The organism is Streptomyces sp. NPDC101219 (assembly GCF_044767675.1).
In the GTDB taxonomy this organism is placed as follows: domain Bacteria; phylum Actinomycetota; class Actinomycetes; order Streptomycetales; family Streptomycetaceae; genus Streptomyces.
Window position 1 is genome coordinate 216,890 of sequence record NZ_JBIWOK010000008.1, and the last position, 13,748, is coordinate 230,637.

Consider the following 13,748-nt stretch of genomic DNA (forward strand, 5'->3'; position numbering starts at 1 on the left):
GGAACCTTTCTCGTGGCTGCGGTGTATCAGAGGTGTGGAAGGTGTCGATGCCGTCGGAGCGACGGCCACGGAGTCAGCGGCGCGACATGTAGATGTCGAGCGCCTTGTGGAGCAGCTTGTTCAGGGGGAAGTCCCATTCGCCGAGGTACTCGGCGGCCTGACCGCCGGTGCCCACCTTGAACTGGATCAGCCCGAAGAGGTGGTCCGTCTCGTCCAGGGAGTCGGAGATCCCGCGCAGGTCGTAGACGGTCGCCCCGAGCGCGTAGGCGTCGCGCAGCATCCGCCACTGCATGGCGTTCGAGGGCCGGACCTCGCGCCCGATGTTGTCGGAGGCGCCGTAGGAGTACCAGACGTGCCCGCCGACGATGAGCATCGTCGCCGCGGCCAGGTTCACGCCGTTGTGGCGGGCGAAGTACAGCCGCATGCGGTTGGGGTCCTCGGAGTTGAGGGCCGTCCACATGCGCTGGAAGTACGACAGCGGGCGGGGCCGGAAGTGGTCGCGCACGGCCGTGATCTCGTACAGCCGCTGCCACTCCGCGAGGTCCTCGTAACCTCCCTGGACGACCTCGACGCCCGCCTTCTCCGCCTTCTTGATGTTGCGGCGCCACAGCTGGTTGAAGTTCTTGTGGACCTCTTCCAGGGACCGGTTCGCCAGGGGCACCTGGTAGACGTAGCGCGGCTGGACGTCACCGAATCCGGCACCGCCGTCCTCGCCCTGCTGCCAGCCCATGCGGCGCAGCTTGTCGGCGACCTCGAAGGCGCGCGGTTCGATGAAGTCGGCCTCCAGGTCGCGCAGACGCTTCACGTCCGGGTCCTGGATGCCCTTCTTGATCGTCGCCGCTTCCCAGCGCCGGATGACCACCGGCGGACCCATCTTCACCGAGAAGGCGCCCTGCTGCTTCAGGTGAGCCAGCATTGGCTCGATCCATTCCTGCAGATTCGGCGAGAACCAGTTGATGACCGGGCCCTCGGGCAGGTAGGCGAGGTAGCGCTTGATCTTGGGGAGCTGCCGGTAGAGGACGAGGCCGGCCCCGACCATCTCGCCGGTCCGCTCGTCGAACCAGCCGAGGTTCTCCGAGCGCCATTCCGCCTTGACGTCCGCCCAGGCCGGGACCTGCATGTGACTCGCCGACGGCAGGCTCTGGATGTATGCCAGATGCTGCTCTCGACTGATGGTCCTCAGGGTCAGGCTCATTCGGGGCGCTCCTCGGGCTGGTGTGTCCCCATGGGTTCAGGGGCTCCGGCTCTCGCGCGAAGCCTACTGCGCCCGGGGAGCGGCCCGGTTGGGCGCACGCAACCTCCGCCCCGGCCTGTCAGCGGCCGGGGCGGGACCCGGTGCGGGGGAAGGGGTGCCCGGCGTCAGTCGAAGACGCCGCCGAACAGGCCGCCGTGCGCCATGCCGAGGAAGAAACCGACAGCCGAGGCGCCGAGCCCGAGGATGAGGCCGAAACGCTGCCGCGTCGTCTCGGAGATCCACTGGCCGTACGCGCCGGTGAGGATGCCCACCAGGCCGGTCCAGGACGTGAGCAGATGCAGATGGTGGAACATCGCCGTGATGAAGGACGTGATTCCCAGCACCAGGGTCACCACGAGCAGCGTGTCCTGGACTGGGTGGGGCTTTCCGTCCGTGGCGAACAGCCCTCCGACGGTGTTGGGTCGCATTGCCTGTGCCATGGGGCACCTCCTGCGAAAGGCGGCGCATCGTAGCGCCATACACACCCGATGTGTACAGACTGACCGGCTTCCCGGCCTGATTTCAACCGGAAGCCGCTGTCCGGGTACCCTGTAGCGTCTGCACCGGTGTCTGTCCGGACAGAAACGGGAAGGCGCGGGGCTCGGACCAGGGTCCGCCGCCGCCGGCCCGGGGCCGCCGCCCGACCTCCAATGTCAGTGGCGGCTGTTTTACTGACAGGCATCGTTGCGCAACGCATCACGACCCTCCTGCCACGGAACGACCGTGGCCGCTGAGTCCAAAGGAGGTGGGTTCCACATGCGTCACTACGAGGTGATGGTCATCCTCGACCCCGATCTCGAGGAGCGCTCTGTCTCCCCGCTGATCGAGAACTTCCTTTCTGTCGTCCGTGACGGCGGCGGAAAGGTCGAGAAGGTCGACACCTGGGGCCGTCGTCGTCTCTCGTACGAGATCAAGAAGAAGCCCGAGGGCATCTACTCGGTCATCGACCTGCAGGCCGAGCCTGCGGTCGTCAAGGAGCTCGACCGCCAGATGAACCTGAACGAGTCGGTCCTCCGGACCAAGGTCCTCCGTCCCGAGAACCACTGAGCTCCCGCTCAGCCGTTCCGGGATTCGAGTAGCAGCACCAGCAGCCAGCAGCAAACCCGCCGAGAGGTTCCCCCATGGCAGGCGAGACCGTCATCACGGTCGTCGGCAACCTTGTCGATGACCCCGAGCTGCGCTTCACCCCGTCCGGTGCGGCCGTCGCGAAGTTCCGTGTCGCGTCGACCCCCCGCACCTTCGACCGTCAGACCAATGAGTGGAAGGACGGCGAAAGCCTGTTCCTGACCTGCTCCGTCTGGCGTCAGGCGGCGGAGAACGTCGCCGAGTCGCTTCAGCGAGGCATGCGCGTGATCGTGCAGGGCCGGCTGAAGCAGCGGTCCTACGAAGACCGTGAGGGCATCAAGCGCACGGTCTACGAGCTGGACGTCGACGAGGTCGGCGCCAGCCTGCGCAACGCCACGGCCAAGGTCACCAAGACCACCGGCCGAGGTGGCCAGGGCGGCTACGGCGGCGGTGGCGGCGGCGGCCAGGGTGGCGGCGGCTGGGGCGGTGGCCCCGGTGGCGGCCAGCAGGGCGGCGGCGCTCCCGCCGACGACCCGTGGGCGACCGGTGCTCCCGCCGGCGGCCAGCAGGGCGGCGGCGGTGGCGGCGGCTGGGGCGGTGGCTCCGGCGGCGGTGGCGGCTACTCGGACGAGCCCCCCTTCTAGGCGGGGCCGCATCCACACTTCTTGATCACACAGGAGAAACACCATGGCGAAGCCGCCTGTGCGCAAGCCTAAGAAGAAGGTCTGCGCGTTCTGCAAGGACAAGGTCACGTACGTGGACTACAAGGACACGAACATGCTGCGGAAGTTCATTTCCGACCGCGGCAAGATCCGTGCCCGCCGCGTGACCGGCAACTGCACGCAGCACCAGCGTGACGTCGCCACGGCCGTCAAGAACAGCCGTGAGATGGCGCTGCTGCCCTACACCTCCACCGCGCGATAAGGGAAGGGTGACCGACACATGAAGATCATCCTCACCCACGAGGTCTCCGGCCTCGGTGCCGCGGGCGACGTCGTCGACGTCAAGGACGGTTACGCTCGCAACTACCTGGTGCCGCGGAAGCTCGCTATCCGCTGGACCAAGGGTGGCGAGAAGGACGTCGAGCAGATCCGTCGTGCTCGCAAGATCCACGAGATCCAGACCATCGAGCAGGCCAACCAGGTGAAGGCGCAGCTCGAGGGCGTCAAGGTCCGTCTGGCCGTCCGCTCCGGCGACGCCGGCCGTCTCTTCGGTTCCGTCACCCCGGCCGACATCGCTTCCGCGATCAAGGCCGCCGGTGGTCCCGAGGTGGACAAGCGCCGCATCGAGCTGGGCGCGCCGATCAAGACGCTGGGCGCCCACGAGACGTCCGTGCGTCTGCACCCCGAGGTTGACGCCAAGGTCAACATCGAGGTCGTCGCGGCCTGAGTGCCGCGCTCGCTGAATGCAGTGAGCAGGGGCCGCACCCTTCGGGGTGCGGCCCCTCGCGCTCTCCGGAGTGATGGGCCGCCCCGCGCTCTTGCCCAGGAACGGCCTGTTTCACGTGAAACCGACGAGGTCAGCGGGTGGCCCCTGTCACGATCCAGCGACCGGACCGGGTGCGGAGCCACAGGGTGACCAGACGCACGCTCATCATGAGCGTCATCGACGCCCACAGGGCGGTCAGTCCACCGCCGAACACGGGGACCAGGAGGGCCACGGGAGTGAAGACGACCAGGGTCGCCAGCATCGCCCAGGCCAGATAGGGGCCGTCGCCGGCGCCCATCAGGACGCCGTCCAGGACGAAGACGATGCCGGAGATGGGCTGGGACAGGGCCACGATCACAAGCGCGGGCAGGGCCACATCCGTCACCGTCGAGTCGCTGGTGAACAGCGGCAGGAAGAGCGGGCGGAAGATCACGACCAGGGCGCCCAGGACCACGCCCACCGCGATGCCCCACTCCACCATGCGACGGCAGGCCTCCCGCGCTCCGCCGGCGTCACCGGCTCCGAGGTAGCGTCCGATGATGGCCTGACCGGCGATGGCGATGGCGTCGAGGGCGAAAGCGAGCAGGCTCCACAGGGAGAGGATGATCTGGTGGGCCGCCATGTCGGCATCCCCGAGGCGGGCGGCGACCGCCGTGGTGATCATGAGGATGGCCCGGAGGGAGAGTGTGCGCACCAGCAGGGGCGCGCCTGCCTGGGCCGAGGCCCTGATGCCGGCCAGGTCCGGGCGCAGGGAGGCTCCGTGCTTGCGGGCACCCCGCACCACGACGACGAGATAGACGGCAGCCATGCCGAACTGAGCGATGACCGTGCCCCAGGCGGAGCCCGCGATGCCGAGGCCGACGCCGTAGACGAGCACCACGTTGAGGATGCCGTTGGCGAGGAAGCCGCCCGTGGCGACGTACAGAGGGGTTCTGGTGTCCTGGAGGCCCCGCAGGACACCGGTCGCGGCGAGAACGGCCAGCATGGCCGGAATGCCGAGCGCGGAGATCCGCAGATAGGTGACGGCGTAGGGCGCGGCTGTGCTGGAGGCACCGAAGAGATCGATGAGGGCGGGAGCGGTGGGCAGGACGACGGCGATGACGCCCGCACCCAGCAACAGGGCGAGCCAGATGCCGTCCATTCCCTGGCGGATCGCCGAGGGAAGGTCACCCGCGCCGACCCGCCGGGCGACTGCTGCCGTGGTGGCGTAGGCCAGAAAGACGAAGACGCTGACGGCCGTCATCAGCAGCGCCGAGGCGACGCCCAGACCGGCGAGCTGCGCCGTGCCCAGATGGCCGACGATGGCACTGTCGGCGATCACGAAGAGGGGCTCGGCGACGAGGGCCCCGAACGCCGGAACGGCCAGCAGGACGATCTCTCGGTCGTGCCGACGTCGGGCGGCTCGGGGGCTCGGAGGGGCCTGTGTCATGTGCACCAATCTAATCGTCCACAGGTAAGAGATGCAAAGGTTGTGCGCTCCTTACCTGATCCCACAGGGTGTGTCGTTGCGTACACCGCCGACCATGATCTTGGTCCGACTGGGGAAGTTTTTCTTCTGCACAGCCGGTGGACGGTAAATGTGCAGGTCAGAGTGCTTCTTCGGAGTGGGAGTGGGGCTTGTTCACAGGGCTGTCCACGGGGTCGTGCACAGGTTTGGCGGGGTTCTCCACAGCAATGGGCCGGTCGTCCACATGGCCTGTGGATAACCAGATTGGCTGACGGTGCCGACGGGCCTACGGTGGTCCGGCGTCCCGCTCCCCCCGCCGATTCCGGAATCGCCACATATCCGGCGCGCGTCAACCGGAGTTGGGCCTCTTACTTGTCAGTGCCGTGCCGTAGAAATAGGGGCGTGGCGAGGTCCGCTCGCGGACGGGAGGAGGTGGCTCGGTGAGCATTTCCGAGCCCTTGGACGATCCGTGGGCCGACAGCGGTCCCAGTGATCGTCTGCCTGCCTCCCGCCGTCGCGACGAGGGGGGCCGCGGCCGCGACGAACAGCACGACCGCGGCCGGGACACCGGCGGCTGGGACGGCGGAGCCCCGGCGTTCGAGCGGGTTCCTCCCCAGGACCTCGAGGCCGAGCAGTCGGTGCTGGGCGGCATGCTGCTGTCCAAGGACGCCATCGCCGACGTGGTGGAGATCCTCAAGGGACACGACTTCTACAAGCCGGCCCACGAGACCATCTACACGGCGATCCTGGACGTCTATGCCAAGGGGGAGCCGGCCGACCCCATCACCATCGCCGCCGAGCTGACCAAGCGCGGTGAGATCAACAAGGTCGGCGGTGCCTCGTATCTGCACACGCTGGTGCAGACGGTGCCCACGGCGGCCAACGCCGCCTACTACGCGGAGATCGTCCACGAGCGTGCAGTGCTGCGCCGCCTGGTCGAGGCCGGCACGCGCATCACCCAGATGGGATACGCGGCCGACGACGACGTCGACGAGATTGTCAACCGTGCCCAGGCCGAGATCTACGCGGTCACCGAGCAGCGCACCAGTGAGGACTACCTGCCGCTCGGGGACATCATGGAGGGCGCCCTCGACGAGATCGAGGCCATCGGCTCCCGCAGCGGCGAGATGACCGGCGTCCCCACCGGGTTCACGGACTTCGACTCGCTCACCAACGGCCTGCACCCCGGTCAGATGATCGTCATCGCCGCCCGTCCCGCCATGGGCAAGTCGACGCTCGCGCTGGACTTCGCCCGCGCGGCGTCGATCAGGCACAACCTGCCGAGTGTCGTCTTCTCGCTCGAGATGGGGCGCAACGAGATCGCCATGCGCCTGCTGTCCGCCGAGGCCAGAGTCGCCCTGCACCACATGCGCTCCGGCACGATGACCGACGAGGACTGGACCCGGCTGGCGCGCAGGATGCCGGACGTGTCCGCGGCACCGCTGTACATCGACGACTCCCCGAACCTGTCGATGATGGAGATCCGTGCGAAGTGCCGTCGTCTCAAACAGCGCAACGACCTGAAGCTGGTCGTCATCGACTACCTGCAGTTGATGCAGTCAGGCGGGTCCAAACGGGCCGAGAGCCGTCAGCAGGAGGTCTCCGACATGTCCCGGAACCTCAAGCTGCTCGCCAAGGAGCTGGAGCTCCCGGTCATCGCGCTCTCCCAGCTCAACCGTGGTCCCGAACAGCGCACCGACAAGAAGCCGATGGTCTCCGACCTGCGCGAGTCGGGTTCCATCGAGCAGGACGCCGACATGGTCATCCTGCTGCACCGGGAGGACGCCTACGAGAAGGAGTCGCCTCGGGCCGGCGAAGCCGACCTGATCGTGGCCAAGCACCGAAACGGTCCCACCGCGACCATCACGGTGGCCTTCCAGGGCCACTACTCGCGCTTCGTGGACATGGCCCAGACGTGATGCGGCCGGTGCGACGCGCCGGAACCCGCCGCGGTGCCACCTGCGCACCTGCTGAACTGGGCGTATGACGACACCTCAGGAAGAACTGTTGCCGTCCACCCGGAGGGCGTTGCTGCACCGGATCGCCGTCGCCCAGAGCGAAGGGCGGGCACCGTCGGTCGTCGCCGCCGTGGTGCGGGGCGGCCGGGTCGTGTGGACGGGAGCGCGGGCCTGGTCGGCGGAGGCGGCACCGGACACCGACACGCAGTACCGGATCGGGTCGATCACCAAGACCTTCACCGCGGTTCTGGTGCTCCGGCTGCGCGAGGAGGGCCTGCTCGATCTGGAGGACCCCCTGGAGAAGCACCTCCCGGGGACCGGCGCCGGGAAGGCGACCGTCGCCGAACTGCTCGCGCACGCCGGCGGACTGGCCGCCGAGACGCCCGGCCCCTGGTGGGAGCGGACGCCCGGAGTCCTGCGGCCGGAGCTCGCCGACCTGTTGGGTGAGCGTCCGGTGGTGCATCCCGCCGGGCGGCGGTTCCACTACTCCAATCCGGGCTACGCGTTGCTCGGTGCGCTGGTGGAGCGGCTGCATGGCGCGCCGTGGGAGGACGTTCTGCGGCGGGAAGTGCTCGAACCGCTCGGCCTCGGGCGCACCGGCGTGCGTCCCCAGGCCCCGCACGCGGACGGCTGGGCGGTGCACCCCTGGGCCGACGTGGTGCTGCCCGAACCCGCCGAGGACCTCGGGCGGATGGCGCCGGCCGGGCAACTGTGGTCCACCGCCGACGACTTGGCGCGCTTCGCGAGCTTCCTCGTCCGGGGTGACGAGCGCGTGCTGGGCGCCGCGTCCCTGGCCGAGATGAGGACCCCCGCGGCCCCTGCCGAGGCGGCGGACGTGGCCGGGGGGTATGCGTACGGCCTGGGCATGGAGCTGCGTCACCAGGAGGGCCGGGCTCTGGTCGGGCACACCGGATCGCTGCCCGGCTTCCTCGCCTGCCTCACGATCGGGGTGGAGGACGACGTCGCCGCGGTGGTGCTGGCCAACTGCACCGCCGGGATCCCGGTGTTCGCGCTCGCCGCCGACCTGGTCCGCACCGTGGCCGAGGCGGAACCTCGCATCCCCGCGCCCTGGCAGCCCATGAGGGAGGTGGATCCGGATCTGCTGGAACTGGTGGGCCCCTGGTACTGGGGCACCCAGTCCTGCGCCCTGAGGCTGTCGGGCGAGGGTCTTCTCGCGCTGGAGCCTCTGTCCGGCACGGGGCGCCGCTCGCGTTTCCGACCCAACGGCGACGGCACCTGGACGGGCTTGGAGGGCTACTACGCCGGGGAGGTCTTGAAGCCCGTGCGGCGCCCCGACGGTTCGGTGGGGCACCTGGACCTAGGTTCCTTCGTGTTCACCCGGAGGCCCTACGACGACGGCGCTCCGGTGCCGGGCGGCGTGGACCCCGGAGGGTGGCGGGGGACCGGCTGACCACGGGAACCTGTCCCGCAACGCGGTGAAGGGTGCTGTTTCACGTGAAACAGCACCCTTGCCGTCCGTACGGTCGTGCTAGAGCGGCAGCTTGAAGCCGACGTGGGACGCCATGAAGCCGAGCCGCTCGTAGAAGCGGTGCGCGTCGGCGCGTGTCTTGTCCGAGGTGAGCTGGACCAGCTGGCAGCCCTGACGGCGGGACTCCTCGATCGCCCACTCGATGAGCTGGGTTCCCAGCCCGCTGCCGCGTTCGTCGGCATGGACGCGGACAGCTTCGATGACCGCCCGGGTGGCACCGCGTCGCGACAACCCCGGGATGACGGTGAGCTGCAGGGTGCCGACGACGTGACCCGCGCGGACGGCCGCGACCAGGTGCTGGTGGGGATCGGAGTCGAGCCGCTCCCAGGCGGCCAGGTACGGGCCGAGGTCGTCCGGGGACTCGCGCTGGGCACCCAGCGGGTCGTCGGCGAGCATGCCGACGATCGCGGGGATGTCGTCGGCCACCACGGCGCGTATCTCAAGATCTGTCATGGCCGCACCCTATGCGAGCAGGGCTACGGCATGATCCGGTGGAAGGTCCTCAGGCCGGAACGGGAGCCTTCAGAGTCTCCACCGCGCGGACGAGGGGGGCGAGGTCGGGGTTCTTCGCCGCCTCGTCGAGGGCTTGCCGCAGGGCGCTGTCGTGCGTGGGACGCGCTTCTTCGAGGAGGGCCAACCCGGTCTGCGTGACGTTGGTGTAGATGCCGCGCCGGTCGGTGGGGCACAGGTAGCGCTCGAGCAGACCGCGGTCCTCCAGCCGGGTCACCAGACGGGTGGTGGCGCTCTGGCTGAGCACGACCGCGTCGGCCACCTGCTTCATCTGCAGATGCCCGCCTTCACCGTCGTGCTGCCGACTGAGGACGTCGAGGAGGGAGTACTCGCGCACGCTCAGACCGTGTCCTGCCTGGAGGGCGCGCTCGACGTGCGACTCGATCCTTCCGTGCAGCAGGGAAAGCGCCCACCAGCCCTCGGCCAGGGCGGTGAGGCTGGGGTCCGTGGCGGTCATGGGGCTTTGTCCTCCGTCCAGGAGCTGCTGCATCCAGCGTAGAGCACCGACGCAATAGACTGCGTTTGCAATTAACCCGCGTCTGCAATTATTGTCTCCACGCGTAAAGCGCTACTGCAATCTGTCGGAAGGTCCACCCCCATGCCTCTCGCGCTGCTCGCCCTTGCGATCGGGGCCTTCGGTATCGGCACGACGGAGTTCGTGATCATGGGCTTGCTGCCCGAGGTCTCCGGTGACCTCGGGGTCTCGATCCCCACGGCCGGGCTTCTCGTCACCGGTTACGCACTCGGCGTCGTGTTCGGCGCACCGCTGATGACCGTGCTCGGCACCAGGGTGTCCCGCAAGCGCATGCTGATGCTGCTGATGGGCCTCTTCGTCGTCGGGAACCTGGTCTCGGCCCTGGCTCCCGCCTTCGGCGTCATGCTGGCCGGCCGGGTCGTCGCCTCCCTGGCCCACGGCGCCTTCTTCGGCATCGGCTCCGTGGTCGCGGCGGACCTGGTCGCCCCCGACCGGAAGGCCGGTGCCATCGCCATGATGTTCACCGGGCTGACCGTCGCCAACGTCGTCGGCGTCCCCCTGGGCACCCTCGTCGGTCAGTCCGTCGGCTGGCGGGTCACCTTCGGCCTCGTGGCCGCCCTGGGCGTGATCGGCCTGGCCGGCATCGCCGTGCTGGTCCCCGAGGTCTCCAAGCCCGAAGGAGTGCGGCTGCGCCACGAACTGGCCGCGTTCAGGAACGTACAGGTCCTGCTGGCGATGGCCATGACCGTCCTGGGCTTCGGCGGTGTCTTCGCGGCCATCACCTACATCGCGCCGATGATGACCCACGTCGCGGGCTTCGCCGACGGCTCCGTCACCTGGCTCCTGGTCCTGTTCGGCCTCGGCATGGTCGGCGGCAACCTCATCGGCGGCAAGTACGCCGACCGCGCCCTGATGCCCATGCTCTACGTGTCGCTGGGGGCCCTGACCGTCGTCCTGGCGCTGTTCACCCTGACCGCCCACCACAAGGCCCTCGCCGCCGTGACGATCGCCCTGGTCGGCGCCCTCGGCTTCGCGACCGTCCCGCCGCTGCAGAAGCGGGTGCTCGACCAGGCCCAAGGCGCTCCCACCCTGGCCTCGGCCGTCAACATCGGCGCCTTCAACCTCGGCAACGCACTCGCCGCCTGGCTCGGTGGCGCGGTGATCGCGGCCGGTCTCGGCTACACCGCCCCCAACTGGGTGGGCACGGCCCTCGCCGGGAGCGCCCTGGTCCTCGCCGTCGTCTCGGCCGCCCTGGAGCGCCGTGACCGGGACCTGCCCGCCGCTGTCGCACCGGCAGCCTCCGCCGAGCGGCCGGTCACCGTCCAGCACTGACGTCCCCTACGGACGGCCACGCGGCACGACCCGTCCGGGACCGGCCGGTCGGCCGGGCCGCACCGTCCCCCCGCCACACCGCTTCGAGCCCGACATCAAGGAGCATGCGCATGAGCACCACCACAGCTGTCACCCCACTGACCACGGCGGACGCCGAGTCCCTTGTCACCGCGGCATACCGGGCCGCGGAGGCCGCCGGTGTCCCGGTCAGCGTCACCGTGCTGGACGCCGGAGGGCACCTGCTCGCCTTCCGGCGGGACGACCGCGCCGTGCTGATCTCCGGCGAGACCAGCACCCGCAAGGCGTACACGGCCCTGCAGCTGAACGCCCCCACCGCCGATCTCGTCGAGGCGGTGCAGCCCGGTGCCCTCTTCCACACCCTGCCCACCGCGCTCGACCGGCCGCTCCTGTTCATCGCCGGGGGCGTCCCCGTGCACCGTGACGGGCGCCTGATCGGCGCGATCGGCGTCGGGGGCGGGGCGCCGGAGCAGGACCACACCTTCGCGACGACCGCGGCGGCGGCCGTCGTGTGACGGGCACGCCGGACGGAAGACACCCCTGCTGCCTACGGACCGGGCAGCAGGGGCGTCCGTTCGTCGGAGGGCGTCAGCCCGCCGCGACGGTCAGCGGTGCGAAGCGACGGGTCCAGTCCCCAGGCAGGTCCGTGATGCCGTAGGTCATGACGGCGTTGAACGCGACGGAGGCCAGGCCCCGTTCCTTGGCCCAGGCCAGGAGTTCCTCGTGGCGTACGTCGATGTCCGTGCGCAGCGGACGGTCGGTGCCTTCGGCGAGGGAAGAGACGAGGGCCCGGGCGGTGGCCGTGTCGCGGGCGATGAGCGGGCCCACGACATGGGTGTCCATGTTGGGCCAGGCCGCCGCGTACCCCGTGAGCAGGCCGTCCTCCTCGGCGACACGCACGTGGTCGGCGAAGGCCGGCAGGCGGGTGACGACGTGGGTGCGGCCCGTGCCGAACACCTCCTCGTCCAGCCGCAAAATGGCGGGCAGGTCCTCGGCCGTCGCGGCGCGGGTGGCGATCCCGGTGTCGTCCGGGCCGGGGCGGAACCGCCCGCGCAGCATCTCAGCCCGGCCGGTGACCTTGAAGCCGAGCTCTTCGTACAGCGGTCGGCCGGCGGGGGTGGCGTGGAGGGTCAGCGGGGTGGGGCCCATGACCGTGACGACATGGTGCATCAGTCGGCGTCCGACCCCCTGCCGTGCGTGCCGTCCGGCGACCAGGACCATGCCGATGGCCCCGAGTTCCGGGCGGGTCCCGTTCCCGTACTCGGTGACGACGCAGGCGGCGACCAGACCGCCGTCGGGGTCGTCGATGCCGTAGCCCTTCCCGGCGGAGAGCAGGAGGCCCCACTTGTGTTCCTCCCGTGGCCAGCCCCGGTCCTCGGACAGGTCGGCGCACGACGTGAGATCGCGGAGGGTCAGGTGGCGGATCGGCAAGGAGGCGAGCGAAGGTGTCGGCACGAAGGTCACCCTGGCCGACCGGGACCCTAGCCGTCCACCGAAAATGGGCGGCCGCGCGGCCTTTCGGACAGGCCGTGTCCGGTCCTCGCCCCGGCGCGTGGCGCACAGGGGCGTTTCACGTGAAACGGGCTTCGTTACCCTCTTGCCCCATGGCACGGCTACATCTGTTCGACCTGGACGGCACGCTGCTGCACGGCACCACAGCGCCGGTGGAGATCTCCCGGCAGCTCGGCTTGGAGGCGGAGACCGTGGCGCTCGACCGGGCGATCTCCTCGGGCCGTATCGGGCCCCCGGAGTACGCGACACAGGTGCACGCCCTGTGGGCGGGCCTCACCGAGGCACATGTCGTCGCGGCGTTCGAGGCGGCTCCGTGGTTGTCCCGTATCAGGGAGGTCTGGGCGGAGATCACGCGTCGTGGCGACTACTGCGCGGTCGTCTCGCTGTCCCCGTCCTTCTTCGTGGAGCGGCTCATGAGCTGGGGTGCCCATGCCGCACACGGCTCGGTCTTCCCCGCCGTGCCGTTCACCGAGCCGGTGGACCCGGCGGGTGTCCTCAGCGCGGCGGCAAAGGTCAGGATCGCGGACCGGCTGTGCGCGGAGTTCGGCGTGACCCGGGCGGACTGCGTCGCCTACGGCGACTCGATGTCGGACCTCGATCTGTTCGGCGCCGTGTCCGTCTCCGTCGCGGTCAACGCCGACCACCACCTGACCGGGCTGGCGACCCACACCTACACGGGAAGGGACCTCTGGGAGGCCTACGAACTGGTGCGCGCCGCCTGACGTCTCCGGCTCAGCCCAGGTCGGGGGCGTGCATGGCGCGGACGCCTTCGATGTTGCCGTCCAGGTAGTGGCGCAGGGAGAGCGGTACGAGGTGGACGGAGGCGATGCCGACCCGGGTGAACGGCACGCGGACGATCTCGTACTCGCCGGCGGGTTCTTCGACCTCCGGGCCGTGCCGGAGGGAGGGGTCCATGGACTCCAGGCGGCACACGAAGAAGTGCTGCACCTTCACGCCGGTGGCGCCGCCGTCCTCACCGATGTGCTCCACGGTGTCCACGAAGCACGGCACCACGTCCGTGATCTTCGCACCGAGTTCCTCGTACACCTCGCGGTGCAGGGCGTCGACCACGGTCGAGTCCCCCGGGTCGACCCCGCCGCCGGGTGTCACCCAGTACGGGTCGACGCCGGGCTTGGTGCGCTTGATCAGGATCAGATGGTCGTCGTCCAGCAGAACGGCACGGGCGGTGCGCTTGACCACGGGTCGGACGGTCATGCTGGAAATGTGGCCCGGTTGGTTCCACGTGAAACATCGCCCCCACCGGGGCTCGGCGTCCGACG

Annotated in this window: 16 protein-coding genes; 9 read left to right on the top strand and 7 right to left on the bottom strand. The window is 69.6% G+C overall.

Annotation, left to right across the window (positions count from 1 at the left end):
• Positions 1 to 73: 73 nt before the first annotated feature.
• Together femX and ACIRPP_RS18180 are read right to left on the bottom strand one after the other, a co-directional pair.
• Positions 74 to 1,195, bottom strand: coding sequence for a peptidoglycan bridge formation glycyltransferase FemX (femX, locus tag ACIRPP_RS18175; protein WP_403643539.1), 1,122 nt, complete (start codon positions 1,193 to 1,195; stop codon positions 74 to 76).
• Positions 1,196 to 1,359: 164 nt separating this feature from the next.
• Entirely contained in the window at positions 1,360 to 1,674 is a 315-nt protein-coding gene (locus tag ACIRPP_RS18180) for a hypothetical protein (protein WP_164333653.1), read from the bottom strand.
• Positions 1,675 to 1,990: 316 nt separating this feature from the next.
• On the opposite strand from ACIRPP_RS18180, the gene rpsF reads away from it, so the two are divergent.
• The 4 genes from rpsF to rplI all read left to right on the top strand — a co-directional run bounded on the left by rpsF (position 1,991) and on the right by rplI (position 3,688).
• Positions 1,991 to 2,281: a 30S ribosomal protein S6 gene (gene rpsF, locus ACIRPP_RS18185; RefSeq protein ID WP_030420069.1), complete on the top strand. Its 291-nt coding sequence runs from the start codon at positions 1,991 to 1,993 to the stop codon at positions 2,279 to 2,281.
• 74 nt (positions 2,282 to 2,355) lie between these two features.
• Positions 2,356 to 2,943: a single-stranded DNA-binding protein gene (locus tag ACIRPP_RS18190; RefSeq protein ID WP_164438354.1), complete on the top strand. Its 588-nt coding sequence runs from the start codon at positions 2,356 to 2,358 to the stop codon at positions 2,941 to 2,943.
• 43 nt (positions 2,944 to 2,986) lie between these two features.
• Positions 2,987 to 3,223, top strand: coding sequence for a 30S ribosomal protein S18 (gene rpsR, locus ACIRPP_RS18195; RefSeq protein WP_003949403.1), 237 nt, complete (start codon positions 2,987 to 2,989; stop codon positions 3,221 to 3,223).
• Between the two features lie 18 nt (positions 3,224 to 3,241).
• Positions 3,242 to 3,688 carry a 50S ribosomal protein L9 gene (gene rplI, locus ACIRPP_RS18200; protein ID WP_164334484.1) on the top strand — a complete coding sequence of 149 codons (447 nt, stop codon included), beginning with the start codon at positions 3,242 to 3,244 and terminating at the stop codon, positions 3,686 to 3,688.
• A gap of 130 nt (positions 3,689 to 3,818) precedes the next feature.
• Here the strand turns inward: rplI and ACIRPP_RS18205 are convergent, their stop codons facing one another.
• Positions 3,819 to 5,156: an MATE family efflux transporter gene (locus ACIRPP_RS18205; protein ID WP_403643546.1), complete on the bottom strand. Its 1,338-nt coding sequence runs from the start codon at positions 5,154 to 5,156 to the stop codon at positions 3,819 to 3,821.
• Positions 5,157 to 5,614: 458 nt separating this feature from the next.
• Here ACIRPP_RS18205 and dnaB point away from each other — a divergent pair, with 458 nt between their 5' ends.
• Both dnaB and ACIRPP_RS18215 read left to right on the top strand, forming a co-directional pair.
• Positions 5,615 to 7,093 (top strand): replicative DNA helicase, encoded by a 1,479-nt coding sequence (dnaB, locus tag ACIRPP_RS18210; protein ID WP_403643548.1) that lies wholly within the window; start codon positions 5,615 to 5,617, stop codon positions 7,091 to 7,093.
• A 64-nt stretch (positions 7,094 to 7,157) separates the two neighbouring features.
• Positions 7,158 to 8,543 (top strand): serine hydrolase domain-containing protein, encoded by a 1,386-nt coding sequence (locus ACIRPP_RS18215; protein ID WP_403643551.1) that lies wholly within the window; start codon positions 7,158 to 7,160, stop codon positions 8,541 to 8,543.
• Between the two features lie 78 nt (positions 8,544 to 8,621).
• On the opposite strand, the gene ACIRPP_RS18220 is transcribed toward ACIRPP_RS18215, so the two are convergent.
• Positions 8,622 to 9,074: a GNAT family N-acetyltransferase gene (locus ACIRPP_RS18220; protein ID WP_403643554.1), complete on the bottom strand. Its 453-nt coding sequence runs from the start codon at positions 9,072 to 9,074 to the stop codon at positions 8,622 to 8,624.
• A 49-nt stretch (positions 9,075 to 9,123) separates the two neighbouring features.
• Positions 9,124 to 9,588 carry a MarR family winged helix-turn-helix transcriptional regulator gene (locus tag ACIRPP_RS18225; protein WP_403643557.1) on the bottom strand — a complete coding sequence of 155 codons (465 nt, stop codon included), beginning with the start codon at positions 9,586 to 9,588 and terminating at the stop codon, positions 9,124 to 9,126.
• Between the two features lie 141 nt (positions 9,589 to 9,729).
• Here ACIRPP_RS18225 and ACIRPP_RS18230 point away from each other — a divergent pair, with 141 nt between their 5' ends.
• Entirely contained in the window at positions 9,730 to 10,938 is a 1,209-nt protein-coding gene (locus ACIRPP_RS18230; protein WP_403643559.1) for an MFS transporter, read from the top strand.
• A 110-nt stretch (positions 10,939 to 11,048) separates the two neighbouring features.
• Entirely contained in the window at positions 11,049 to 11,471 is a 423-nt protein-coding gene (locus tag ACIRPP_RS18235) for a heme-binding protein (RefSeq protein WP_403643561.1), read from the top strand.
• Positions 11,472 to 11,544: 73 nt separating this feature from the next.
• Here the strand turns inward: ACIRPP_RS18235 and ACIRPP_RS18240 are convergent, their stop codons facing one another.
• A complete protein-coding gene (locus ACIRPP_RS18240) occupies positions 11,545 to 12,411 on the bottom strand; it encodes a GNAT family N-acetyltransferase (protein ID WP_403643563.1) in 867 nt (288 codons plus the stop codon).
• Between the two features lie 149 nt (positions 12,412 to 12,560).
• Here ACIRPP_RS18240 and ACIRPP_RS18245 point away from each other — a divergent pair, with 149 nt between their 5' ends.
• Positions 12,561 to 13,190, top strand: a complete 630-nt coding sequence (locus ACIRPP_RS18245; RefSeq protein ID WP_403643565.1) for an HAD family hydrolase — start codon at positions 12,561 to 12,563, stop codon at positions 13,188 to 13,190.
• 10 nt (positions 13,191 to 13,200) lie between these two features.
• Here the strand turns inward: ACIRPP_RS18245 and ACIRPP_RS18250 are convergent, their stop codons facing one another.
• Entirely contained in the window at positions 13,201 to 13,683 is a 483-nt protein-coding gene (locus tag ACIRPP_RS18250) for an NUDIX domain-containing protein (protein WP_403643567.1), read from the bottom strand.
• Between the last annotated feature and the right edge of the window lie 65 nt (positions 13,684 to 13,748).

What these genes read in the sequence shown, in the direction of transcription:
- rpsF (WP_030420069.1), top strand. Translation starts at nt 1,991, where the DNA reads ATGCGTCACTACGAGGTGATGGTCATCCTCGACCCCGATCTCGAGGAG.
- ACIRPP_RS18215 (WP_403643551.1), top strand. Translation starts at nt 7,158, where the DNA reads ATGACGACACCTCAGGAAGAACTGTTGCCGTCCACCCGGAGGGCGTTG.
- ACIRPP_RS18225 (WP_403643557.1), bottom strand. Translation starts at nt 9,588, where the DNA reads ATGACCGCCACGGACCCCAGCCTCACCGCCCTGGCCGAGGGCTGGTGG.
- ACIRPP_RS18245 (WP_403643565.1), top strand. Translation starts at nt 12,561, where the DNA reads ATGGCACGGCTACATCTGTTCGACCTGGACGGCACGCTGCTGCACGGC.
- rplI (WP_164334484.1), top strand. Translation starts at nt 3,242, where the DNA reads ATGAAGATCATCCTCACCCACGAGGTCTCCGGCCTCGGTGCCGCGGGC.
- ACIRPP_RS18220 (WP_403643554.1), bottom strand. Translation starts at nt 9,074, where the DNA reads ATGACAGATCTTGAGATACGCGCCGTGGTGGCCGACGACATCCCCGCG.
- ACIRPP_RS18235 (WP_403643561.1), top strand. Translation starts at nt 11,049, where the DNA reads ATGAGCACCACCACAGCTGTCACCCCACTGACCACGGCGGACGCCGAG.
- ACIRPP_RS18230 (WP_403643559.1), top strand. Translation starts at nt 9,730, where the DNA reads ATGCCTCTCGCGCTGCTCGCCCTTGCGATCGGGGCCTTCGGTATCGGC.
- ACIRPP_RS18250 (WP_403643567.1), bottom strand. Translation starts at nt 13,683, where the DNA reads ATGACCGTCCGACCCGTGGTCAAGCGCACCGCCCGTGCCGTTCTGCTG.
- ACIRPP_RS18180 (WP_164333653.1), bottom strand. Translation starts at nt 1,674, where the DNA reads ATGGCACAGGCAATGCGACCCAACACCGTCGGAGGGCTGTTCGCCACG.
- ACIRPP_RS18190 (WP_164438354.1), top strand. Translation starts at nt 2,356, where the DNA reads ATGGCAGGCGAGACCGTCATCACGGTCGTCGGCAACCTTGTCGATGAC.
- ACIRPP_RS18205 (WP_403643546.1), bottom strand. Translation starts at nt 5,156, where the DNA reads ATGACACAGGCCCCTCCGAGCCCCCGAGCCGCCCGACGTCGGCACGAC.
- rpsR (WP_003949403.1), top strand. Translation starts at nt 2,987, where the DNA reads ATGGCGAAGCCGCCTGTGCGCAAGCCTAAGAAGAAGGTCTGCGCGTTC.
- femX (WP_403643539.1), bottom strand. Translation starts at nt 1,195, where the DNA reads ATGAGCCTGACCCTGAGGACCATCAGTCGAGAGCAGCATCTGGCATAC.